The organism is Enterobacter cloacae complex sp. 2024EL-00214 (assembly GCF_043945575.1).
Lineage (GTDB): Bacteria > Pseudomonadota > Gammaproteobacteria > Enterobacterales > Enterobacteriaceae > Enterobacter > Enterobacter cloacae_P.
This window is the reverse complement of sequence record NZ_JBIMRC010000022.1, coordinates 15,970-35,874: the sequence shown is the minus strand read 5'-3', so window position 1 is coordinate 35,874 and position 19,905 is coordinate 15,970. Positions and strand designations below refer to the sequence as shown.

Genomic DNA, 19,905 nt, shown 5'->3' with positions numbered 1-19,905 from the left:
CTAGACCGCAGAGGCTACGTTTTTCCAATCATGATAAGCAACACACGCCTGTTTGGCAGGTTGGCTGCAACTTTAGCTGCTTTATCAATGCTTTGTGCTGTATACACTACCCCTCTTTCTTTCAGGTTCTCCGCGTTCTGACGCAGCGTTTCCTCTGAAAAGCTGGACGACTCATCAATGCCAACTGGGCCGGGCTTTGCACCGCGCAAACTGAATGGCACAGGGCCATGCCAATCATTCTTTACCAGTAACAGTCGGGCATCAATGATCCGTCCTGGTAGCGTTCTTTCGATGAGGTAACTTTTTCCGGTTCCAGTGCTGCCAATCAGGCAAACGGTGTAACCGAAACGCAATGCCCATCGAATGATTAGAGCCCAATACCGCGCCCGGAACGCGGAAATGACAGGCATTTCACCTGGTCTAAATACCGCTGCGAAAAGACATGAATAGCTATATTTCTCAGCGTTACAATCTTTCATAAAACTTTATCCAGTGATGTGTTTTTGGGGAATTTTCTGCCCGCCCAGCAGGTAGCTGGTGTATCTGAAGTACATAACATCTTGTAGTTGCCTCTGACTATCTCTCTGGATATAGACTTATCAAATTCATTTCTATCCATATCAAATAGCCAGTAGAACCCATCAGCATAGATAATTGTGGTTCGATTGGGATCCGAAGCTACGACGCGAGCATCCGTAATCAAATTCTCCTCATAGCGCAAAGGCGAAGCGGAGAAAAAGAATATTATTAATACGAACCAACTCCCTATGAAACACGGTAAAACATGTTTTTTGCAATCCTTTAAACCATCTTTGTTGCCTTTCATTTTGTAGTCATAAAGACCAAGCAAAAAAAGTAAGAAAGAAAAAGCAAACCCCAGAAAAACGTGAGTATAAAACTGATGGATGCCGTCACTCCATGTAATACTGATACTTCCAGCATTTGTTCTTTTTGTTGTTATTTCTAATACGGAAATGAAAATGGCTGTTAACTGACTAAAACAAAATATTTTTATGCTTAATTCAGACTTAAACGCTTTGTTATATACTAATACAATCACAAAAAGTATTACGATTACAAAAGCTGTAATCATAAACTCACTCATCATCATGAGCACACTGTTATTAATACTGTAATTTATGTTCATCATCACTCCTTAATTTCACAACTTTTCATCATTTTATTTGAGAATTGACAGGCTTATCGAGTAGGGGGTTTAGCGTCCTTGAATATGTTCGCTCGTGTGGCGCTCACTAGACACCAGATAACAGAAGAAAGCAGAGCAAGCATTGCGTAAACCATTCGGAAGTTTGAATCCCACTTCGCGGTTACTATTGATTCATCGACCGCCTCGCGAACGCAGGGAGATTCGATAAGTGTCGGGGGAGTCGTGGATTGTGGCTCTTCGGTACATACCATTAGTTTGCCGACCGGAGCACCATCAATGACAGCCCTGGCTGCACTAACCAGATGCGCTGAAGGTGAACCTGAATAGTTCATGCAGATGAACGTGATAAATAAAGCAATCGCCGGGCCGGAGACCAGAGTGAAGAATGCGAAGCTGCGGCAGGCCGTAGTATGGCGATGCAAATTAGCGAGAAATGTCATCATGATTTGTCACTCTGGGTTTTAGTCGTATCCGACTCGGTGTCACATCGCTGGAAAGCTACTTGAGGAGGAATTTGATCAACCCCGGTAAAGCAATATTTCAGGGATAGTTGCTTTTTTCCCTCATCCAGTCCAACAAAAAAGATATCGACCGGATCTTCATGAAGTAGCTCTTTTGAGAGCCGGTTGTAGGCCATCCAGCTCCCAACCATATCGACCATTGGCTTAAATTTATCAGTTGCGTTATCTGTAGGTTTAAATGGAATTACACGGAAAACATTCCATCGTGAGCAACGAACCAGCAATTGAGCATCACTCTGAAAGACGTCCAGATCAGTGTTATTTGTCAGGACTTTACACAGCGACTTGAGATCGTTACCCCTGACCTCCAGTTGGCTGAAGCTTCTATAATACTTTTCACATCCAGTTAAGTGCTGAGCGTAGCACTGCTTCAACAGTGTTGTGTCGTTACTGGCCTGCAATTGAGTATCTTTCGCCACATAGGCATCACTGATAAGAAAATCGGGATAGAGGTGTCCCTCCCATAGCAGTTTCTCGGCGATAGCGCCCCCCAGCACCACCACCAATAAGATAAAAAAAATTGGGAACGTCTTACCCAGAGGTATTTTCATAAATCTCACCAGTCGTTAATTTGAGGTAAATTTGCTTTCCAGATTCAGAATGCATTTTTCATGTGCATACATGACGGCGGAATCATGGCCGTAATAGAGTTCGCCATTTTCACGCTGCCACTCACGCGCTTTTCGGGTACGGAATGCTTCTGACATATGTTTTCCACACAACTCACATGGCCCGAAAAAGTCGCTGCTGCGGCCTGTTGATTTTGTGAGTCTGACGATATTGCCTGTAGGTCTACCCATACTGCCCCCTGTGCTGCTGGCATTGACCGGCTGTCTGCCGTGCTAAATGAGTGGTTATTTATCCGCGTCATCATCGGATTCTTTCGGCACGAGTTTTGTATAGCTAAATGTCATATCAGAGGGACGGATCCCATAGCGCCACGGCTTTCTGCGGTAGTTAACTGCCTCGCTTACCATCCAGCAGATAAGAGCGATACCCGCCACTATCAGGTAGCCTTTGAGCAACAGCGAGTCCCATTGTTTAATGGCATCATCGGCATTCACCACGTGTCGCTGGCATTCTGAGGAGCGGAACGCGGCAAACACTGCTTTCTCTTCAGGGCAAACCATGACCGAGGTGCTGGTGGCATTTCCAACCAGACTACGGGCCTGATCGAGGAAGACCTTGGATGGTGAACTGGTAAGAACTGTGCAGAACAGAATGAGCAGTAACGCAACTGCCGGAGCAGTGACAAACGAGAAAATGAATGCCTGCCCGGATTTCCATAAAACGTCGCTGATGTAAAATTTCATGTCGGTGTTTCCTCTTATCGGTATTCAGGCCCAGAGCAGCCCGGGGCTTAATTTATGCTGACTGGAGTCCGCCAGATTGTTTCTCTTCAGCGCGGGTATTCCAGCGCGTCACAGCGGCTTGTTCGGAGTCCTGAAACGCCACCGTGGCCTCACAGGAATTGCAGCAGGCGCGAAAATTATTCGAAATCTCCCGAACCCGGATAGATGAACAACCGCAGAAAGGGCAGGGCTTGACGTTATCGTGTCTCATCGTATTTCCTCGCTGGTGGGCTTTATCCACCGAAGCTATTGAGCCGAATTTCAGGTTCATCACCGAGCTCGTACATGTGTCCCATTTCGTTCATGATGGTGCTACTGCCATTGAACCAGGTAACCATGCATCGCCAGTGCTGACTGCCGTTTTCACCCCAGCGGCTCACGCCCGCAGCATCCATTTCGTCTTCAGTGATAAAGAAATCCGCGCCCGGCAGTTTCTCGGCATCAAGGCAGATCTCAGGCTCAACGACGAAGCAGATACCGTTGCTGTTCATGACGTACATACGCCGCTCAAGGGTTTCAGTACTGACAATGACCTGCTTATCAGAAGTAAGGTGTGATTTAGTGACTTCCATGCGAATCAGGTTCTTTGCATTAGCCTGTCCACTCGCAAAAACCATTGACGCATTGCGAACCATTAACTCAGCAGCTTCTTCACCGAAGCTACGAAGGCCCATCAGTGCAAGCAACTCACTACATTCGGCTTTACCGAGGTTGCCAGTAGTCAGATTAACCACGCCTTGTAGAGTGCTCAGTTCAACCGGTTGTGACCGGAGGATGTCGCGAAGCAGTGTATTACCCGCCGTGCCCGGGTCGCTCCAACTGGAGGATTCGGGACGCTGATTTTCAAGAAATAGGGCGCTTTGCAGTAAAGCCGCTGGTGGCTTTCCGGCAAAACTCAGTTTTACTCTGACCGAATCGAATGGGTGCATGACGGCGGTTTCTCCATAATATCGTGAAGCTAAAAACTGTTTTAATCCTATTATCCCACCGGTCGACAATTGACGAAGTAATCGGGTATGAAATGGACACCCCTTCGATAATTCACATATAGCGAAGCCTTTACGCCTTTGTCTTATCCGCAGGCTGGGGAATGCAATAACTTAAGATGGTGATAGTTTCCCCACGCTTTGCTTTAGGCGCGGCACTCTGGCATTCATCATAGGTTTTGTAGTCAGGTATTTTCTGAGAGGTGACACCACTTGGATTAAGACCACTTGAATAAAGCCCAATCACGAGAACTAAAGTAAACATGTTATTACTCCAGAATGTATTGATGGAAAGTAAGTGAGAATGCCATTATCCATTTCTCCTAAAATCCCGAAAAAACTTTTCAAGAAAGGTACTTTTCGGTTACTTCAGCGTAAGCATACTTAGATCGCAAAATGAGTGAATAAATAACTTTGCTCTGCAATTGTTTTTGCTGAACTTCAAATTAATCAGTCATCGATTTCATCAGGCAAGTGAAAAGCTGAGACGTAAAGCTTGCCATCATGAAAATCCAAACCATCTTGGCAGTGATAATCGGAAATTCGAGAGTGCCAATATAATAAATAATAATTATCAATCCCCCCAAGGCCAGACATCCAAGGAGACCTGCTGCTGCCTTTAGGAAATCACTGCCTTCAGGATTCTGGAATGTGAATCCAGTTATAATCAGCGAGGAAAAACAAGCGAACAAACAAGTTCTATACAAAGGCCAGTCCCCGGATATAACATTTTCTCGAATAAGCACTGCCCATATCAAAAATTCAATGCTGAAAATAATCAGCGGAACTGCGAGCACACGAAATGAAAGTTTTTCATATAAAGTGGTAATAATTGATGTCATAGCAAACCCCGCTTGCAATATTCAAATTAATTTTCGTGGTTTTTACCTGCTTTTAACAAACGCGTTATTTCATCAGTAAGGCAGAAACTTTTCCCAGATGATGGTTTCCCGATAACCACAACGTGACCAGTACTTGGAGTTCCCTCTACTTTAAAAAATGCAAGTTTTGCATCGATAATTTTATTTTTCATTGCATCGGTAACCTTGTATGACGTGGGGGTAAATTTTGTGCGTTAATGTTCAATGATAATATTAATCGCGAAATACTGTATCTATAGGGTCTGTTGATTAAGACTATCCCTCTTGAAGTAAAATACAATCATCATTCCTATCTGTATGGAATAGGAAGCCAATTCAGCATATGTTACATAATTGCTTGTGATGAAGGAAAAACCTCGCGCGATTACAAGTAGGAGTATTGATGCAATAAACACTAAAACCCAAACGGTAAGCATTCCCAGCACTGAAAGAAAGTACTCATATTCATTTGGGTCGTAAAATACAAATGCTGTTGAGAATATTGCAATAATACATAACGGAAGTGATGTAGCGAGTTCCGACCATTGAAGGTCAATTTTTCCAACCACCAGCAATGTAGAAATGACAGCGTACTGTATAGCCGATAGAACTGTTACCGGAATCGCAGCTCGAATGAACTTAAAAACAGAATGTTGTGTTTTAGCCTGGTTTTTCATGTGTTACCACCTGTCATTTGTTTCGAAACCAATCATAACCAGAGTGATAGATTTCAGAGTGAATAAACCACTACAAAACGCCCCCATTTATTGCTGGACATCATCCGCAGGAGTGGCATAAAACTCACGACCTGACGCGCCGAGTTTTTTCTGAAGCTTCTTTGTTGCTTCAGCCTGACTTCGGGCCTTGAAATAGAACGTCCTGATAAAATCCCCATTGTTGTAGTTAACGTCCTCTGGATTTGCCCATTTCTGCATAGCAACAAACCGGATAGAAGGCTTCGGGATGGTTTTCACCTCGACATACCCCCGGCCCTTGCAGCGAAAACACACACCGCCTTGAACGTGCCGGAACGCTCGGATCTCACCCTTACCACCCAGACAGCGTGGGCATTCAATTTTATGCATAGCAACCTCTCGACTGTTGATTAACGAATTTCGCGCCTGAAAGGGGGCAGGGATGCGAGGATGTCTTTCCCGTAGGCTTTTGTCTTCAGGCGTTTATCCAGGATAGTCACCGCGCCGGTATCGCTCTCTGTGCGGATAAGCCGACCAACGGACTGGGTCAGTTTGAGGCAGGCCTCCGGTATCGAGATTTCCCGGAAAGCATCACGCCCGTTTTTCTCCAGCCACTCCGTCAGGGTCTGGCCCACCGGGTCGGTCGGAACGCTAAAAGGCAGCTTGGCAATGATGACGTTGTTGCAGTACACGCCAGGCAGATCCACCCCTTCACTGAAAGAAGCCATACCAAAGATAATGCTCGGCTCACCACGGTCGATTCTGAGCTTATGGCGCAGCAGTATTTCCCGTTTTGGAAGTGCCCCCTGTATCAGCAGAAGCGGTGAAATGTGTTGAGGCATCGCCTTGCTGACTTCTTCCATCTGCCTGCGGGAGGCGAACAGCACGAGGCAACCCTGAAGCCGAAGCACCAGTTTGGGAAGGAGTTCGATGATCTCCGCCGTATGTTCTTCATGATTGGTCGGAACCGAGCGCATACGGGGGATGAACAACACGCCGTTGTTCTGGTAATCAAACGGGCTGCGGGCCAGCAGGGTAGGTGTATCGACTGGAAGACCGGCCTGCTCCAGGAATGCGTCAAACTTGCTAAGGGAGCGGATTGTTGCCGAGGTCACAATGGTGGCATAAGCCTTCGACCAGAGCTCGGATTTCAGGTGTTCGCCCGCATAGACCGGACTGCAATTAATCACCACTTCGGTGCTGCGTTTAGTACGACGGACGTTAATCCACCGGGCCATAGGCATACCAGAGACGGTTTTATTCCCGCAGTATGAGGCCAGAGCCTGATGCATACCCGCCAGGCGATTTGCCAGCTCGCCGACAGCCATCTTTTGAAGGGCCAGTTCTTCCTCGCTGATATCCCGCCCGGCCTCATCTACAATCGCCGTCATTTTCACAACGATATTCTGCATCTCGTTTACTGTCTTTAACCCAGGCTTAAACAGGGCCGCAATATCTTCAGGAACGAAACCTTCCGGGAAGCGATAGATGTCCGATTCCGTGCCATTTGGCATTTCGTGATCGTTTCGCCAGTTCAGGGAGCGTAAAAGTGTCCCCCGCAGCTCACCGAGCTCATCACCGGCATGGCCCGCAAGCTCCACCAGCTGCTGCACGTGCTTTTCCATAGTCCCGCCGTAGGACTCTGGCATGGTCATTACCATGTCGAAGATTTCGCTCATGAAATGCCTGCTGGCATCGAGAGAGGCGGAGGTCGCAAAGTGGTTAATTGCTTTCTGCGGAACGTGGTGACCTTCGTCGAACACATAAATGGACTCTTCCTGCGGGGGAAGGATAATACCGCCTCCCAGTGACAGGTCAGACAATACGATGTCATGGTTGGCGATAACCACATCCACCGACTCCAGCAGGGCGCGGGCGAGGAAGAACGGACAACGGTGATAATGTGGGCAACGCTTTTTAGGGCACTGACTGCCAATAGCATTGACCCGACCCCATACCGCCTCATTGATCTCATCAGGATAGGAATCACGCTCTCCTGTCCAGTGACCACCAGCAAAGGCCTTGCTGATATCCTCCACATCATCGCGGATGTAGCCATAGGCATTCATCTCGCTTTCCATATGAACGTCACAGCGCATCTGGCAGAAGTAACGGCTACGGCCCTTCGCCATCGCATAGGAGAAGCTCAGGCCCGCTCTCGCCTGTATTTCTGGCAGATCCTTGGAGATGATTTGTTCCTGAAGCGCAACGGTTGCCGTGGAGATGATCAGCGTCTTATGCTTTTCCATCGCCAGGGGGATCAGCGGCAGACAATACCCGAGTGTTTTCCCTGTCCCCGTACCGGCCTCAATAACCCCGACGCGATACTGCTCCTCAGCGGGGGTAGCGTTAACGACTGCGCTGCAAAACGCCATCATGTCTACCTGCCCGGCACGAGGGGACAGACCCTTTGCGTCCAGGAAGAAGTGATAGGCTCGCTCAGTCATTTCAGCGGCAGTCATCCGGGGTTTATTGTCTGGCATATCCGTACCTTGTCCTCTGCTGCTCAGGAGGCACAGCCCGGCAGCGGCTATCGAAGTCAGGTACATCCTCATGCTGGTGGATGTACCGGGTTCATCAGTCTTCCAGTGAATGGCCTTTAAAGCGTCTCACATAGCGTTTAATTTCAGTTTCGGCCTGTTCCAGTACAGCTCGGTTGCAGTGCTCAAGAACACAGTAAGGCCCATGTGCTGGCCCGCCATCGCTGGTTTCGCAGGCATCAAGCTTGAGCCGAACGGAGGCATCGAAGATAAATTGGGTGATTTTCGCAATGGAGATCTGGTCTTTGTCTTCCTGCTCTTTGGTGTCGATGACATCGCCGTTATACACGTCGAAATCGAGCCGCAGGCGGTAAACTGTGTCGATTGCCATAATCGGATCCCTTCAGAGGATGTCGTAGATGACTGGGACGCGGCCACGTTCTACCTGTTGATTCAGGGTGCGGAAACCACCGTGATCAACGATGTAGAATTCACCCGCCACGGCGGAGCGATGGAAGTCGGCGAGCTCTTCAGTGCCAAAGACGAAAACCGGGGTTCCAGAGGGGACGGTCATGCAGGCAGTTTTTCCGCCATAGCCGCGAACCGTAAAGGTGATTACCCCATCCGCGCTGGTGGGCAGGAAATCGGCGAAAATCGAATGAAAGGCTTTATTCGCCTTATCGCTGAATACGTCGGTCAGTGTCTGCATGATGCGCCCCGTGATCTCGTTTTATGTTGTACTGATACCAGTACAACACGGGCCCGGCAGGTGACGAAGGCGATACGTCGGGTATTATCAGAATGAATATGTCGGTCTGAAATGGTTTATCAGTGAGCCATCAGCTCCGGCCCCGGGACGCGAATCAACGGTCGTTATGCTGTAGCACCTCCACGAACTGTCCGCAGCTGTCGCAGCAGTACTCATTGGCGAACCTGCCATCGTCTTTCCAGTTGTTTGCCCCGCAGCGGCAGAGCAGTACACGTACCTGAGAAGGGCGGATGCGAGCTTGACCGAATTTGGTTGTCCACTGAGGCTCGCCATCAAAGCGAAAAGAGTCAATGCGAAACCTGCTTTCGCGTTCGTAGGTGTTGAGGTATTTGAAGTACAGCTCTTCAGAGAGAATGGCATCGGTCATCGTGTATTCCCTGTCTGGCCCCGTGGAGGGTGATTTGCGGCAGAGTGTTGCGTTGCGAAAACTGCCAGGTTGTCGGAGCCATTACACCACGGGTCATACAGGTCACGAAGGGGGTTACTTACCAGCCAGCGCTTTCTCTTCCCTGGTAGCCAGGCGCATTTGCCCGAAACCTTCACGGATCAGCAACGGCTTTTCTTTCTTCCAGCCCTTAACGACGGACTCACCGAAACGACGCGGGGCGTTACCATTCCAGGTGGCTATGACGTGGTTATCATGGACTTCGACAATCACGACCGGGTGGACGACAACTGTTTTAAGTGTGGTGTTGCCCATATTTACCCGGCTAACCGACCAGACACTCATCCCGACTTCCAGCTGGCTTATTTTCATCTTCATTTCCTTCTAAACGAACGTAGTGCGCCACGGCGTAATGTCGTGACGCACATTACCATGCCCGGGGCTTATCAGAACATAAGCCAGGTGGCGTTACCGGCAGTATTTCTGGACTGGTAGGCTTTTGCCTGCGCGTGAAGCAGCTTCCACAGCTGACGAAGTGTAGCAGCATGATTTTCACCACCAGCATTAACCCGCAGTTCGCCGATCTCGCGGGTAACAGTGAAACAATTCCGGCTCTCATCCCAGCCTGAATGTTCACGCGCTTCCACCACCAGATCATTAGACGTATCAGGGCCGGTCTTTGCTGCATTCAGCACGAACTCCGTTTTAACAGTAATACGGCTGGCGTTATCCGGCGCATCCAGAAAGACGGTGAACCCCTCAGTTCGGCGGTCAGTTATACGACGGCTCCCCCAGGAGGTGATCCCCCTCTGGACACGCATCATTGAAAGAGCGTGGGACTCGGTTGCCTGCACTGTGCGATACAGGTCGGTCAGGGAAGAAAGGCTGAAGCTTTCAGGGGCAGTCTGGATAGCGTCGGTCATGGTAGATCCTCGGTTATATGGTGTGTTTTCTGGCTTCAGTAGCTGTCGTTTGCCACGTAATAGGACGTGCCTGGATAGAAGTAGCGGTAATCCGGCTGCATGTCATTGGTGATGACGGATGCTTCTTCCCAGACCCCGCTGGTGGACATAAACTCATCTGTCGTTTCATTCTCCAGCCGCATATAGCGTTCAGGAGCGCATTCCGCCCAGGCGCGTTTCACCGTATCCCAGTTAGCGTACTGGCTGATTTCAATATTCAGGGGCGCATTCTTCTCAGGCTGGTTACGGCGGGAACTCAGCACGAAATTCAGCTTCAGGACGATACGACTGTCGTTGTCAGGAGTATCCATCCAGATCTGGTATTCAGCCGTAGGCCGGGATGACTGGTTTTTGCGGCCCCACGAGGTGACACCGGTTTTAACCTGGACTATCGAGACTTTATGCGCATCAGTCTTGCCAACGCTGGTCATCAATTCAGACAGACTTTTAAACATGGTGCATCCCCAGTGATTATTGGTATGTTCGTTTTGTTTACTTATTAAATCACTGGTTACCCGGGTGACGAAGTCAGAGCCGGGTAAAAAAAGGACAAAATTTGCGGATTAGTGGCTGGTGGTGGTATTGGCCTGCGGGACAGGGCCATCGAACAATTTGTCAAAAAATTCCACGCCACGCTGGTACACATCGCGCAGCTCCATATCTTCACGCTCGGTCAGGCCCATCTTATTGAGCACGGCAAGGCCGGTACGAAGGCGAGGAATCAATACGGTTTCCAGATAGATCCTGCGGCCCGCAATAATTTCCGGGGATGCTTCATTGATGTAAAAATCAACGGTTTTCGTGATGCTGAAGTGCTTTACTTCGCTCATCGTCTGGTACTCCTCAGAATGATGTCATGATACTCGGTTTGATTCAGGGGAGGGGAGCAACCCGGGCAAACAAGCCCGGGCGCAGGCAGCAGTTATTCGAGACCCAGTGCAACGTGATCGCCATCATCAGAAAGGCGAATGAATAGCATCTGCGTACCGCCGCTCAAGCCGAACTGGAGATCCCAGCCTGGGACAGAAGATGTCTCGCATTCACGCACATCGATGACCTGGTCACGGTAGAGCAAGAAGCGTGTATCAGACTTGTCATCTTCAGCGACGTGGGCCATCTGATCAGCAAATTTGTCTTCGAGGTCGAACCAGCTTTCCAGCCAGACCTTATCAGAGACCAGGCTGATACCGCAGGCGGATTCCGCCGTGCCGGTCACAGCCTCAGCGACTGGTTCTACAGAAGTCATATTAAATACCGCATCAACTACCAGTGCCTGCTCTGAGGTCGCCGGGTAGATACCTTGCAGATAAACGCTATTGCCGTTCACTTCGAAGCCGTCTTCAAGACTGATGTCGTCATGATCAACGTCATAAACATCCGCGAGGTTGCGAAGACAGATCAGGTTGGCTTCATCTTCGTTCTCCGCTTCAATGCGCATCAGTGGCAGTTCGCCACCACTGGAGTCGGATTCATAGTAGTGAACGTAGAATACATTTTTCTCTTTGCTGGTGGTCATGGCGTTGCCCCGTGTTGTTCGTTTTGTTTACTTATAGTCTCACGGGGTATTCAGGTGACGAAGGAAATCGGGCATAAAAAAGCGGGGATTTAACCCCGCCAGTTTTGATATTTATAATTATGCCAACATGTAGTTCCAGCGCAGTTATTACTTAGGCCTTGGGCCTTTTCGTGTATTACTTTTTTCTGGCTCTTCCACCGACTCTTCTGCTGGTTTTTCCACCGACTCTTGTGTTGGCGTTGTAGTGGCTGCGGCTGCTGCTGCGGCAGTAGCGGTTGAATCGTCATAATCAGTGGTAGCAGTAACATCACCCGATTCAGTCATATGGAGAGTGACAGTGACAGGTTTGCCATCAACAGCAAAATTGAGACTAACTGAACCTTTCATCTTCAGTAAGAGTGCGGCCCGGGTATATCCATCGGAAAGTTTTAAACCAACAGAAGCTAAAGCATCAGCAATTTTGTTATGAATATCGTTGCTCATTTTCATTCCTTAATGTGTGTGTATTAGCGGAATATCAAATCATAAGACTTCAACTGAAAAAGGGTCAGAAGTGAAAAGTTATTTTCTATACGTATGATGGCACAGGAAGGTGGGGTGACGAAGAAGAATAAGCAAAAAAAAAGCGGGGTATTATCCCCGCAAAACTACACACAGCAATTCAATAAAACAACTTCCAGGGGGGCGATGCACACATCACAACTTCGGTCTGTCAGACGGGAACCGGCCTTGGGCGCTTGTATCCCATTTGACGAAAATTTGGTTTTAAAACCGGTAAATCGTTACTCTTTCTTCCTGCTACCCCGGTCTATCACCGGGGTAGCGGAGTCCGCCATTCTCGGCAGCGCCAGCTGATCAGATTACATAGACTCAGATTTAAAGTTACGCGTTCGCATATAACCTCCTTAGTGTGGGCCGGTTCACTGGATTGTGAATTGTCAGTAACGCTAAATTTGTAGACTTCAGGTCTACAGCCTGGCTTATATAGGCAGGCGCGGCAGTTTTTTAAGAGTTTGAACGTAACGAGAGCATTTACATAAATCCTCCTTTCTGTAGCTGACCAGATTTAACGTCTTTGTCTATTCAGTGAACCATACCCTATTCATGTGACGAAGGTTTCTGAGTGTAAAAATACGTAATAAGCAACGCTATTATCGCTAATTCTAAAAATAGGGCGAATTAAAATACCGGCAAAACGCGGACGTTTATACCGGTATTATTTCTGAGCTGCTGGTGCAATATCGCGAGGTAAGCTGTAGTCAGCGCGGCAGGTACTTAACGGCTAGGCTTGCTGGTGGTTAAGGCCTCATCCTGCGCCAGCAACGTGATCACATCCCCGGCAATCTCCGGGCGGATACCAGGCGATTTATGCGCGGCATGGGCCGCGACAGCCAGCGGTCTCCAGTTGAGTGATGCTGCAATACGTCTGATCTCTTCAATAACCCGGAATGTATCGCTCTCCAGCGCCAGACCCGCACGGGCGGTATCGAAAGATACGCGCTGCGCCGAAGTGAGCGGCGAGTGCTTCTTCAGTTCTGCGGTGATGATACGCTGCGCTTCAGCACCGATTGACGCGCCACCTTCGACGACCCCGGTTAAACCGACGAGCTTACCTCCATCACTGCGGCTATTATCGTCTTTAACCCTGGGTGGCGGGGCCAGGGCGGTCAGATCCACGTCCTGCTGTAAGAGCTCCAGCAGGTCAGCCAGCATATCGGGTTTAATCACACCTTTTAAACCCGCTGCGCGTTTCGCTAGGCTGACAGGAGAACGGCCCAGGCGGGCGGACATCGCAATAAGGCAATTAGCCAGAACAAAGAGGTCATCAACCCCAATCAGTGGCGCACACTCTTGCCTGAACGTCTGATCATCCCGGAATGCAGGAGCTGGTGGGGCCGGTTTAGGCGTTTTGGCCTTTGCCTGCGGCTTGTCATAACCACGTAGGGCTTTTTCTGCACTGTCTGAAACCTTACGGATGCTTTGCGCCAGATCATCACCACCTGCCAGGCCTGCGGTCAACTGAAGCATATAATCGAGCCTGCCGAGCATGTCAGGGGAAGCAAGCCCGGTCGCTATCTTCTGGCTGATGTCGTTAAGGTTGCTGAGTATACCACCGGCGATTTTAGACGGAGGAGTAACAACCGCCTGGACATTATGGCTGGTATGAATTTCCCGCGACACCAGGGTGAGGACTTTGCGCCAGTCAGGTTGTACACCAGCATCAAGCGTCTCAAGGTGGCTTATTGCATTTCTCAGGCTATCCCATCTGGATAGCTGTAGAGGGTCACCGTTCTGCTTTCCTGATTTCAGCCACTGAACGAGGTAGACGAAGTCAGATGTAGCTGAGGCCACCAGCCCGGCAATAACGCGCTCTCTTGCTTGAGGCGTTGTAGGGTTAGATCTTCGCACCGGCAGACGGTCATTTTTATGTGCCGTTGGTCTTTTCATTTCGAATATCTCAACTTGGTTCCATCAACGATAACTCCGCGCCCGGGAGCCAGACAGCATGAAACAATGTATTTACCATGTTTGATAAAAGCGCAACCGGCAGCGCCGTCAAAAAAATGCTATATGACAGCGCTGGTTAGAGCAGAAAGATTCAGGGAGGTTTTACATCTACTCTCGATCATCTGTGAGGAAGAGATGCAGTTGAGTCACAAAGGCATCGAGATAAGGGGTATTTCTGGCATTGTCTGCAAAGTTCATTTTGGCATTGGTGTCGTCGTATACATGCATCCAGCCGCTGTTTCTGGCAATACGACGTACATCAGTATTTGCCGGGTAGAGTTTCCCAATAGCTTCACGCAGACCTTCAATTTCTGAGATCAACTGCCGGGCATTCGCAGCAGGCTCAGGAGCCGATGGGACGAGAACCCGGAATTCAGCGGTTTCCGGCTGCATCTTAATCACTTCAATGACTTTGTCCCGGGCAACGGAATTCCATTCAGTAGTCATGCCGTTGTACTGGTTTCGGATGCGGAACTGGTAAACCGGCTGCTGTTCGTTAACAAGCAACCAGGCATCGGCAAGTGCAAGATAGAACGAGACAGGCCGGTTTATCATCTGGTGTTCCTGAAGGGCTTTTTTATAGCTATGGACATCTTCAGGAAGGACATCAGTGATACTGGAGGTGAATTTTAGCGGATCCAGTGGACAGACCGGGCCGATAACCCTAAGCACAGCAACAGGATTATTACCATCATCAGTAAACCAGAAGTCATTTTCTGGGCCGATATTGAGCCTTACATCTGCGGTCTGATTCTCTGCGAGAACGGCCTGCACCCGACGACCGTTCTGCCACCAGCGTGGTGTACCTTGCATACATACCTCGTACAGGAAATTAGCCCGAAGCCCACCTGCTGGTGGGCGGTCGGAACACAAGTCTACTGAAGGTACTGCTCTGCCTGAGCAATACGAGAAAGAGTACCGGCATTCGGTTCAATCATCTGGATACGTCGGCTGTCCTCCAGTAAACCGGCAATAAGGTGCTTGTCGGTATATGGGGCATCGTCATCCCCGAGCATACGGCGGATAGCAGATAAATCGCCGGATGGAACCGGGTATACCGACTCAATAAAGAGCTGGTCACCGTGAGGATTCTCCCACTCATATGGGGTTTGGGCGGAAGCAGCAAAACCCGAATCATTCAGACGTGCGAAATCTTCAAGCGCCTGGAGGCGGGCCGCAGATTCATCGGTAGCGTAGATTAGGATCATTCGCGCCGTCTCAGGCGATGAGCAGAACAGCAAAATGAGAAATGGCAGCATGTTATAGACTCCTTCAGTTTGCGACTTGTTGAGCTGGCGGTGTGGCTACGCTAGTGAGTTGCTTAAGGCGAATGTTCAGCTCATGAATTACATCATCGCGTTTGCGCCAGCTGGTGGATGGTAGAGCCAGGAGCGCTTCAGCTTCGGACACGGAGAGACCGGCCAGGTGAGCTTTCGATGAAATCTCTGCGTTATATAATTGCTTCAGCACAATCAATGAGTGCTGGGAGGATGCAGCCATCATCATGAAATGGCGAAGCACCGCACAATAGATTTGAGTAGACATATTAAGCCGCCTCGTTCAATGCGTGAGGTAATGATTAATGGCATGTTCAACATAGCCAACAGATTTACCCACCAGGTGTGCAAGCTGCTGCACATGATGATGGTGAACTTCACGGCACGGGCCAAATGAAGTGGTGTAGCGATACCAGAGGCTGCGGCCTACAGAAAAAAGTTCTTTCTCTGTCTGCGGGCGAACTGGATAACAAACAGGACGTGCAGATGTAGTGCGACGAACGTTATTTCGTACTTGATGAATTGCAGTATTCATAAATCACCCCGCGTATGTTTTTCGTTTTGTTTACTAACTTCAGTTAAACACACGCTGGGTGGCTGACGAATAGAAAATCCATAAATAAATGAGCTAAAGATTTAAGCTCTTTATGAAAGAATTATTCTGGGGTTGGAAACCAGATAATGTCCGAAATAGGCTTATTGCCCGTCAGTAAAGCGAGGCTGGAATGCAGTTCTTTAACGACCTGCTTATTATCCTGCGTTTGCTCAAGTGCGGTTATAGCCTTTAGCAGGGTATTTGCCACAGATGCTTTAGCATATGCCTGCGGTGAGCCGATTAGCACCTGACGCATTAGCTCCGCATTGTTAGAAGCCAAATAGCCTTGCTCCTCGGAAATTCTTTCTGCATCGGGTGCTGAAATAACCAATGCGGCAAGTTCGTGATCGTTTGCATAGTTGATAACATCAGATAGCATTTCGAGAGCTGTGGTATCTGTCATGATAAAGCCGTCAGCTACCCACTGAGGAGCAACATCGAAGCGAACTACCCAGGAATAAGGTTTAACGTTTGACATACAGAGACCTCATTAAAGAGAGATATAAGCGTCGGGATTTTCTTCAACAGAAAGAAACTCAATATCTTCGAGATGCATTCCTGCATTACGAATGCCTACCTCGGATAACCACGACAGTATTGTTTCATGATCCGGTTCACCAGAAAAATCAACAAAGGCTGGAAGAGCCCAGTCGGGTGTATAGCCAGCGCTATACATTACAGTGGCAGTAAAGCGCCCAATGTGGGGAATTTTGAAAAGGATGGATGCCTGCTCAGGGGTATTAATTACCATGCCGTGATGATAGACGACATCCCAGTTTACCCCATGCTCCCCTGTATTTCCTCGATAGAGATGGTGGCGGTCAACGGCCCAAAGGACACCTTCGCTATCCAACCAGCAGAAATAATTATTATCTGTGGATAACGTGATCCCAAGGTTCATTAACTCCGCCACCAGCAAGCAAGGGTTAATATCAGTTACAGTTTTAATAATCGTCAGCCCCATCTCGGTTCCGGTAGTAACTGTCAGTACCTTGGAGGCACTGATCCAGAATTGATAACCTGCTTCTTTAGCCTTCGCGATTAAATTAAACATTGTTGCTTCCCATTGAATGGCAGTTAGGTCAATAACAACATGAGGCTGGTGGGTGACAAACAGGGAATCTGACGATATTTCAAGAAAGAATTTAGCGATGAGAAATGCAGGGGGAACAATATGGTCTGTACTTGCCAGCGCTTCGCTCGGCCAACCCCTCGACAGCCCGAAAACAAGTTTCGGTCTGCCTCACGGTTATCTACTGACAAAGGCGGGGATTATTCGGGGTACTGTATGAACTACACAATTTCAATCGGAACAAAAGAAAGCAGCAACCCCTAAACAAATGATTGAGAGTAACCAGAAAAAGGCGAGTACTACTACAGCGCTTAAAGATAGTGGAACGGTTTTTGATAGCATAACGCCCATACCTACACCAAATGAACATAGTGCGATAGATCCTAATTTCAATTTGCTCTTATACGAAATTAACATTGGCTTCTCCTCAAAATAGGTGTGGTGCTTGCCAGCGCTTCGCTCGGCCAACCCCGAGACAACCCGAAAGCAAGTTTCGGTCTGTCCCGGGGTTCCGGGTAACGGCCAGACTTACCGCAGATCTTCTTTAGCGTTAATCATATGACATATGAATAAGAATTAATCACGATACAACTGGATAAAACTCTCCACACGGGTTCCATCACAATAGCTCGGCCAGGCGTTCATCACAGGTAGTTCTTCTGTTGTGAATCTTCCCAGTGCGAGAGCTACAGAATACCAGACCGGGAAAATCGTATTGGCTGATGTCATATTCCCATTGTTGATTAACTCATAGAGTCCGCGTCCATTAGCCCATGCACTTTCTGGTGTATCACCGGCAAGGTAGTTATCCACCCAGATGGATGGTGACAGAGCCTGACCTTTCGCCAGTCTCGCTAACAACTCGTACCACTTCAGATATTCCGTGGTTCGCAGTGAGAGAATCGGGATTCCGCCACGTCTTAACAGTGCTGCCGCAGAACGTGAGTCTACCGGTGCGGCAATTCTATCCAGGTGGTTACGGGCTTGCTTTATCCGTGCTGATATTCCCGCAGGGCTCACTCGGGAGATGTATTTCTCCACCGTCTCAGTAGCTTCAGCGATATCCGGGGCCAACGAACCATCAACATGGAGGGGACATAAAACAAGGCCGGTATCATCGTGAGTCACCCAGGCAGAATTGTCAGTCGGGTTCCTGACGATAGACAACGACTCACTTTGACCCAAGATCGTTAACCTGAATGACTTAAGCCTTTCGGCTATCCAGCTGCCTCCATCACCAAAAACCTCAATGCGCTCGTGACTCATACCGCATCACCTCTACAAGTGCTTTACATTCAGACCTAATCATAACGGCTTCCCCGTTCGGAACAAAATCAGGGCATAGCCAAACCATACTCAGGAAATTTACAGATATGTCGATCTACAAAACGCGCTCAAAACGCTCAGGCGCGTTTTAATCAATCCGATCGTGAAAATACCAGGGGGATAAGCTCAGAATCGTTCTGAGGCGATTCTGGCGTGGTTTTATCCCAATAACGGATCCTTTTGCGAATACAGATCGGTTTACAAGGGAATTTGGCTGGTATGAGACGGAGATGATCCACTTTGATAATCTGAGCGATAATTTGTTAATGGTTTCGTTTTGTTTACGCGTGTATCGGGAGGGAAGTTATTCCGAACGAGGGTATCGACTTCATATTGTCCGTTTCGATAGCCGATCACAATTTCTAAGCGGTACTCGCCGCGACAAAAACCCCCGGAGGAAAACCATGTTGGTTATTCACTTTTGGTTTTCCCCGGCGATTAAAACCAGGGCAACCTCCGGTTGCCCATAAAAACCCCCGGAGGAAATTCATCTTTCCTCCGACATCGTGCGGTTTGATTATTACCATGCTCAACCTCCCGATGTAAAAATAGAGAAAACCGACGCTATCGCTTCCGCTTTGTTTACCTTCCATATTCGCGCCCGCGAAATAGTCCGCTGCATTCCCACCCGATCATACCCGGGCGAAAACACTCGCGATCATATTGCGATCATCCTGATTCATTTCCGCCGCGATAAGTCCGCTATCGCCTGAAGGCTCACTAACAGATCGCCTGAAGGCTCACTAACAAAAATACCAGGTCATCGCCTGGTATTCATGTATATCCGTTATGTTTACTCCAGAGCGGTTTGTATTTCTAAAGCTGTTTTCTTAGGTGAGTTATTCGAAGTGAAAGTGCCTGCCGAATTGCACGGTTTTTTCGTAACTCATCACGCAACCAAATAAGCTGACCTTCATACAGTTCGATAAGCGCAAGTTCTCGCTGGCTTGCATCCTTAAATTTCGCTGGTGGATATGATTCGCCTTTGTTGAGAGGTAGGTATTTGGGAACGACACGATCAATGCCTCCACCAGCTTTGCGCAAAGGTGTCAATCTGGCCCAGCGGATCCTGATAGTTGTTCCTTGCCTGGTTACGTTAAAGCTGTACCGTGCCTTCTCGTCATCAGCAATAGCTTTGTCCCAGTATTCCTCCCGAAGACTATTGGCCTCGTTAAACAGAAGTTCTGCGGCTGAATCAACCGCATCACGAGCCTTTTCCAGATCATTGATGTACCCGACGAGTTGCATAAAACCACCTCGATGTTTTTTGATTAGGACTTAACCCCAAAAAAGAGAATCTCTATTATTACGCCAGAACTCTATGTTTCTGGAGAAAGAGAAAACTCCTTTTCAGGTTCGATTTTTAGTTTTCAGTTCCAAAACAGGAAAGATTGATTCTCCAGTTAAGTATCTTTCTGGGTGTTCTCATTTTT

The 19,905-nt window shown here is 48.5% G+C and carries 31 protein-coding genes; all 31 read right to left on the bottom strand.

Going from position 1 to position 19,905, the window contains the following annotated elements:
- Nucleotides 1–14: 14 nt before the first annotated feature.
- The 31 genes from ACHHZ6_RS20215 to mobI all read right to left on the bottom strand — a co-directional run bounded on the left by ACHHZ6_RS20215 (nt 15) and on the right by mobI (nt 19,720).
- On the bottom strand, nt 15–479 hold the full coding sequence (locus tag ACHHZ6_RS20215; RefSeq protein ID WP_008786596.1) for a hypothetical protein: 465 nt from the start codon (nt 477–479) through the stop codon (nt 15–17).
- Nucleotides 476–1,150, bottom strand: coding sequence for a hypothetical protein (locus ACHHZ6_RS20210; protein WP_008786597.1), 675 nt, complete (start codon nt 1,148–1,150; stop codon nt 476–478). Before ACHHZ6_RS20210 ends, ACHHZ6_RS20215 begins: the two co-directional genes overlap by 4 nt.
- A gap of 457 nt (nt 1,151–1,607) precedes the next feature.
- Nucleotides 1,608–2,240, bottom strand: a complete 633-nt coding sequence (locus ACHHZ6_RS20205; RefSeq protein WP_007372282.1) for a hypothetical protein — start codon at nt 2,238–2,240, stop codon at nt 1,608–1,610.
- A 15-nt stretch (nt 2,241–2,255) separates the two neighbouring features.
- Nucleotides 2,256–2,396 carry a hypothetical protein gene (locus tag ACHHZ6_RS20200; RefSeq protein ID WP_007372281.1) on the bottom strand — a complete coding sequence of 47 codons (141 nt, stop codon included), beginning with the start codon at nt 2,394–2,396 and terminating at the stop codon, nt 2,256–2,258.
- 147 nt (nt 2,397–2,543) lie between these two features.
- Nucleotides 2,544–3,002, bottom strand: a complete 459-nt coding sequence (locus tag ACHHZ6_RS20195; protein WP_008786599.1) for a hypothetical protein — start codon at nt 3,000–3,002, stop codon at nt 2,544–2,546.
- A 52-nt stretch (nt 3,003–3,054) separates the two neighbouring features.
- The gene (locus ACHHZ6_RS20190) at nt 3,055–3,252 is read right to left on the bottom strand and encodes a Lar family restriction alleviation protein (RefSeq protein WP_032155220.1); all 198 of its coding nucleotides are present in this window, start codon (nt 3,250–3,252) and stop codon (nt 3,055–3,057) included.
- Between the two features lie 22 nt (nt 3,253–3,274).
- Entirely contained in the window at nt 3,275–3,970 is a 696-nt protein-coding gene (locus tag ACHHZ6_RS20185) for a hypothetical protein (protein ID WP_007372278.1), read from the bottom strand.
- 130 nt (nt 3,971–4,100) lie between these two features.
- Entirely contained in the window at nt 4,101–4,292 is a 192-nt protein-coding gene (locus ACHHZ6_RS20180) for a hypothetical protein (protein ID WP_016241560.1), read from the bottom strand.
- Between the two features lie 181 nt (nt 4,293–4,473).
- Complete coding sequence (locus tag ACHHZ6_RS20175) at nt 4,474–4,869, bottom strand: hypothetical protein (RefSeq protein WP_024196081.1); 396 nt, start codon at nt 4,867–4,869, stop codon at nt 4,474–4,476.
- A gap of 26 nt (nt 4,870–4,895) precedes the next feature.
- A complete protein-coding gene (locus ACHHZ6_RS20170) occupies nt 4,896–5,060 on the bottom strand; it encodes a hypothetical protein (protein WP_007372277.1) in 165 nt (54 codons plus the stop codon).
- Between the two features lie 81 nt (nt 5,061–5,141).
- Complete coding sequence (locus tag ACHHZ6_RS20165; protein ID WP_024196082.1) at nt 5,142–5,564, bottom strand: hypothetical protein; 423 nt, start codon at nt 5,562–5,564, stop codon at nt 5,142–5,144.
- 87 nt (nt 5,565–5,651) lie between these two features.
- Entirely contained in the window at nt 5,652–5,972 is a 321-nt protein-coding gene (locus ACHHZ6_RS20160) for a hypothetical protein (protein ID WP_016241561.1), read from the bottom strand.
- A gap of 20 nt (nt 5,973–5,992) precedes the next feature.
- Nucleotides 5,993–8,065, bottom strand: coding sequence for an ATP-dependent DNA helicase DinG (dinG, locus tag ACHHZ6_RS20155; RefSeq protein ID WP_016241562.1), 2,073 nt, complete (start codon nt 8,063–8,065; stop codon nt 5,993–5,995).
- Between the two features lie 94 nt (nt 8,066–8,159).
- Complete coding sequence (locus tag ACHHZ6_RS20150; protein WP_007372274.1) at nt 8,160–8,453, bottom strand: hypothetical protein; 294 nt, start codon at nt 8,451–8,453, stop codon at nt 8,160–8,162.
- 12 nt (nt 8,454–8,465) lie between these two features.
- Nucleotides 8,466–8,771 carry a hypothetical protein gene (locus tag ACHHZ6_RS20145; RefSeq protein ID WP_016241563.1) on the bottom strand — a complete coding sequence of 102 codons (306 nt, stop codon included), beginning with the start codon at nt 8,769–8,771 and terminating at the stop codon, nt 8,466–8,468.
- A gap of 154 nt (nt 8,772–8,925) precedes the next feature.
- A complete protein-coding gene (locus tag ACHHZ6_RS20140; protein WP_007372272.1) occupies nt 8,926–9,198 on the bottom strand; it encodes a hypothetical protein in 273 nt (90 codons plus the stop codon).
- A 114-nt stretch (nt 9,199–9,312) separates the two neighbouring features.
- On the bottom strand, nt 9,313–9,588 hold the full coding sequence (locus ACHHZ6_RS20135; protein ID WP_007372271.1) for a hypothetical protein: 276 nt from the start codon (nt 9,586–9,588) through the stop codon (nt 9,313–9,315).
- A gap of 74 nt (nt 9,589–9,662) precedes the next feature.
- Nucleotides 9,663–10,139: a hypothetical protein gene (locus ACHHZ6_RS20130; RefSeq protein WP_007372270.1), complete on the bottom strand. Its 477-nt coding sequence runs from the start codon at nt 10,137–10,139 to the stop codon at nt 9,663–9,665.
- 35 nt (nt 10,140–10,174) lie between these two features.
- A complete protein-coding gene (locus ACHHZ6_RS20125) occupies nt 10,175–10,633 on the bottom strand; it encodes a hypothetical protein (protein WP_007372269.1) in 459 nt (152 codons plus the stop codon).
- 108 nt (nt 10,634–10,741) lie between these two features.
- On the bottom strand, nt 10,742–11,008 hold the full coding sequence (locus ACHHZ6_RS20120) for a hypothetical protein (RefSeq protein WP_007372268.1): 267 nt from the start codon (nt 11,006–11,008) through the stop codon (nt 10,742–10,744).
- Nucleotides 11,009–11,100: 92 nt separating this feature from the next.
- Complete coding sequence (locus tag ACHHZ6_RS20115) at nt 11,101–11,694, bottom strand: hypothetical protein (RefSeq protein ID WP_007372267.1); 594 nt, start codon at nt 11,692–11,694, stop codon at nt 11,101–11,103.
- A gap of 147 nt (nt 11,695–11,841) precedes the next feature.
- On the bottom strand, nt 11,842–12,177 hold the full coding sequence (locus ACHHZ6_RS20110) for a hypothetical protein (protein WP_007372266.1): 336 nt from the start codon (nt 12,175–12,177) through the stop codon (nt 11,842–11,844).
- Between the two features lie 792 nt (nt 12,178–12,969).
- Nucleotides 12,970–14,142, bottom strand: coding sequence for a hypothetical protein (locus tag ACHHZ6_RS20105; protein ID WP_007372264.1), 1,173 nt, complete (start codon nt 14,140–14,142; stop codon nt 12,970–12,972).
- Nucleotides 14,143–14,310: 168 nt separating this feature from the next.
- On the bottom strand, nt 14,311–15,015 hold the full coding sequence (locus tag ACHHZ6_RS20100) for a hypothetical protein (RefSeq protein WP_007372263.1): 705 nt from the start codon (nt 15,013–15,015) through the stop codon (nt 14,311–14,313).
- 62 nt (nt 15,016–15,077) lie between these two features.
- Nucleotides 15,078–15,461, bottom strand: coding sequence for a hypothetical protein (locus ACHHZ6_RS20095; RefSeq protein WP_007372262.1), 384 nt, complete (start codon nt 15,459–15,461; stop codon nt 15,078–15,080).
- Nucleotides 15,462–15,474: 13 nt separating this feature from the next.
- The gene (locus tag ACHHZ6_RS20090) at nt 15,475–15,747 is read right to left on the bottom strand and encodes a hypothetical protein (protein ID WP_016241565.1); all 273 of its coding nucleotides are present in this window, start codon (nt 15,745–15,747) and stop codon (nt 15,475–15,477) included.
- A 15-nt stretch (nt 15,748–15,762) separates the two neighbouring features.
- Complete coding sequence (locus tag ACHHZ6_RS20085; RefSeq protein ID WP_007372261.1) at nt 15,763–16,014, bottom strand: hypothetical protein; 252 nt, start codon at nt 16,012–16,014, stop codon at nt 15,763–15,765.
- A gap of 121 nt (nt 16,015–16,135) precedes the next feature.
- Nucleotides 16,136–16,552 (bottom strand): hypothetical protein, encoded by a 417-nt coding sequence (locus ACHHZ6_RS20080; protein ID WP_016241566.1) that lies wholly within the window; start codon nt 16,550–16,552, stop codon nt 16,136–16,138.
- A gap of 12 nt (nt 16,553–16,564) precedes the next feature.
- Nucleotides 16,565–17,128, bottom strand: a complete 564-nt coding sequence (locus ACHHZ6_RS20075) for a hypothetical protein (protein WP_395122954.1) — start codon at nt 17,126–17,128, stop codon at nt 16,565–16,567.
- A 594-nt stretch (nt 17,129–17,722) separates the two neighbouring features.
- Entirely contained in the window at nt 17,723–18,412 is a 690-nt protein-coding gene (locus tag ACHHZ6_RS20070) for a hypothetical protein (protein ID WP_009652897.1), read from the bottom strand.
- 876 nt (nt 18,413–19,288) lie between these two features.
- The gene (mobI, locus tag ACHHZ6_RS20065; protein ID WP_016241569.1) at nt 19,289–19,720 is read right to left on the bottom strand and encodes a conjugative transfer protein MobI(A/C); all 432 of its coding nucleotides are present in this window, start codon (nt 19,718–19,720) and stop codon (nt 19,289–19,291) included.
- Between the last annotated feature and the right edge of the window lie 185 nt (nt 19,721–19,905).

Bases quoted from the DNA above. Each gene is read 5' to 3' on its own strand.
- ACHHZ6_RS20105 (WP_007372264.1), bottom strand. From the start codon at position 14,142: ATGAAAAGACCAACGGCACATAAAAATGACCGTCTGCCGGTGCGAAGA.
- ACHHZ6_RS20190 (WP_032155220.1), bottom strand. From the start codon at position 3,252: ATGAGACACGATAACGTCAAGCCCTGCCCTTTCTGCGGTTGTTCATCT.
- ACHHZ6_RS20165 (WP_024196082.1), bottom strand. From the start codon at position 5,564: ATGAAAAACCAGGCTAAAACACAACATTCTGTTTTTAAGTTCATTCGA.
- ACHHZ6_RS20095 (WP_007372262.1), bottom strand. From the start codon at position 15,461: ATGCTGCCATTTCTCATTTTGCTGTTCTGCTCATCGCCTGAGACGGCG.
- ACHHZ6_RS20195 (WP_008786599.1), bottom strand. From the start codon at position 3,002: ATGAAATTTTACATCAGCGACGTTTTATGGAAATCCGGGCAGGCATTC.
- ACHHZ6_RS20125 (WP_007372269.1), bottom strand. From the start codon at position 10,633: ATGTTTAAAAGTCTGTCTGAATTGATGACCAGCGTTGGCAAGACTGAT.
- ACHHZ6_RS20135 (WP_007372271.1), bottom strand. From the start codon at position 9,588: ATGAAAATAAGCCAGCTGGAAGTCGGGATGAGTGTCTGGTCGGTTAGC.
- ACHHZ6_RS20200 (WP_007372281.1), bottom strand. From the start codon at position 2,396: ATGTCAGAAGCATTCCGTACCCGAAAAGCGCGTGAGTGGCAGCGTGAA.
- ACHHZ6_RS20150 (WP_007372274.1), bottom strand. From the start codon at position 8,453: ATGGCAATCGACACAGTTTACCGCCTGCGGCTCGATTTCGACGTGTAT.
- ACHHZ6_RS20210 (WP_008786597.1), bottom strand. From the start codon at position 1,150: ATGATGAACATAAATTACAGTATTAATAACAGTGTGCTCATGATGATG.
- ACHHZ6_RS20115 (WP_007372267.1), bottom strand. From the start codon at position 11,694: ATGACCACCAGCAAAGAGAAAAATGTATTCTACGTTCACTACTATGAA.
- ACHHZ6_RS20120 (WP_007372268.1), bottom strand. From the start codon at position 11,008: ATGAGCGAAGTAAAGCACTTCAGCATCACGAAAACCGTTGATTTTTAC.
- ACHHZ6_RS20130 (WP_007372270.1), bottom strand. From the start codon at position 10,139: ATGACCGACGCTATCCAGACTGCCCCTGAAAGCTTCAGCCTTTCTTCC.
- ACHHZ6_RS20110 (WP_007372266.1), bottom strand. From the start codon at position 12,177: ATGAGCAACGATATTCATAACAAAATTGCTGATGCTTTAGCTTCTGTT.
- ACHHZ6_RS20185 (WP_007372278.1), bottom strand. From the start codon at position 3,970: ATGCACCCATTCGATTCGGTCAGAGTAAAACTGAGTTTTGCCGGAAAG.
- ACHHZ6_RS20100 (WP_007372263.1), bottom strand. From the start codon at position 15,015: ATGCAAGGTACACCACGCTGGTGGCAGAACGGTCGTCGGGTGCAGGCC.
- ACHHZ6_RS20140 (WP_007372272.1), bottom strand. From the start codon at position 9,198: ATGACCGATGCCATTCTCTCTGAAGAGCTGTACTTCAAATACCTCAAC.
- ACHHZ6_RS20075 (WP_395122954.1), bottom strand. From the start codon at position 17,128: ATGTTTAATTTAATCGCGAAGGCTAAAGAAGCAGGTTATCAATTCTGG.
- ACHHZ6_RS20090 (WP_016241565.1), bottom strand. From the start codon at position 15,747: ATGTCTACTCAAATCTATTGTGCGGTGCTTCGCCATTTCATGATGATG.
- ACHHZ6_RS20180 (WP_016241560.1), bottom strand. From the start codon at position 4,292: ATGTTTACTTTAGTTCTCGTGATTGGGCTTTATTCAAGTGGTCTTAAT.
- ACHHZ6_RS20175 (WP_024196081.1), bottom strand. From the start codon at position 4,869: ATGACATCAATTATTACCACTTTATATGAAAAACTTTCATTTCGTGTG.
- ACHHZ6_RS20215 (WP_008786596.1), bottom strand. From the start codon at position 479: ATGAAAGATTGTAACGCTGAGAAATATAGCTATTCATGTCTTTTCGCA.
- mobI (WP_016241569.1), bottom strand. From the start codon at position 19,720: ATGCAACTCGTCGGGTACATCAATGATCTGGAAAAGGCTCGTGATGCG.
- ACHHZ6_RS20205 (WP_007372282.1), bottom strand. From the start codon at position 2,240: ATGAAAATACCTCTGGGTAAGACGTTCCCAATTTTTTTTATCTTATTG.
- ACHHZ6_RS20160 (WP_016241561.1), bottom strand. From the start codon at position 5,972: ATGCATAAAATTGAATGCCCACGCTGTCTGGGTGGTAAGGGTGAGATC.
- ACHHZ6_RS20145 (WP_016241563.1), bottom strand. From the start codon at position 8,771: ATGCAGACACTGACCGACGTATTCAGCGATAAGGCGAATAAAGCCTTT.
- ACHHZ6_RS20070 (WP_009652897.1), bottom strand. From the start codon at position 18,412: ATGAGTCACGAGCGCATTGAGGTTTTTGGTGATGGAGGCAGCTGGATA.
- ACHHZ6_RS20085 (WP_007372261.1), bottom strand. From the start codon at position 16,014: ATGAATACTGCAATTCATCAAGTACGAAATAACGTTCGTCGCACTACA.
- ACHHZ6_RS20170 (WP_007372277.1), bottom strand. From the start codon at position 5,060: ATGAAAAATAAAATTATCGATGCAAAACTTGCATTTTTTAAAGTAGAG.
- ACHHZ6_RS20080 (WP_016241566.1), bottom strand. From the start codon at position 16,552: ATGTCAAACGTTAAACCTTATTCCTGGGTAGTTCGCTTCGATGTTGCT.
- dinG (WP_016241562.1), bottom strand. From the start codon at position 8,065: ATGCCAGACAATAAACCCCGGATGACTGCCGCTGAAATGACTGAGCGA.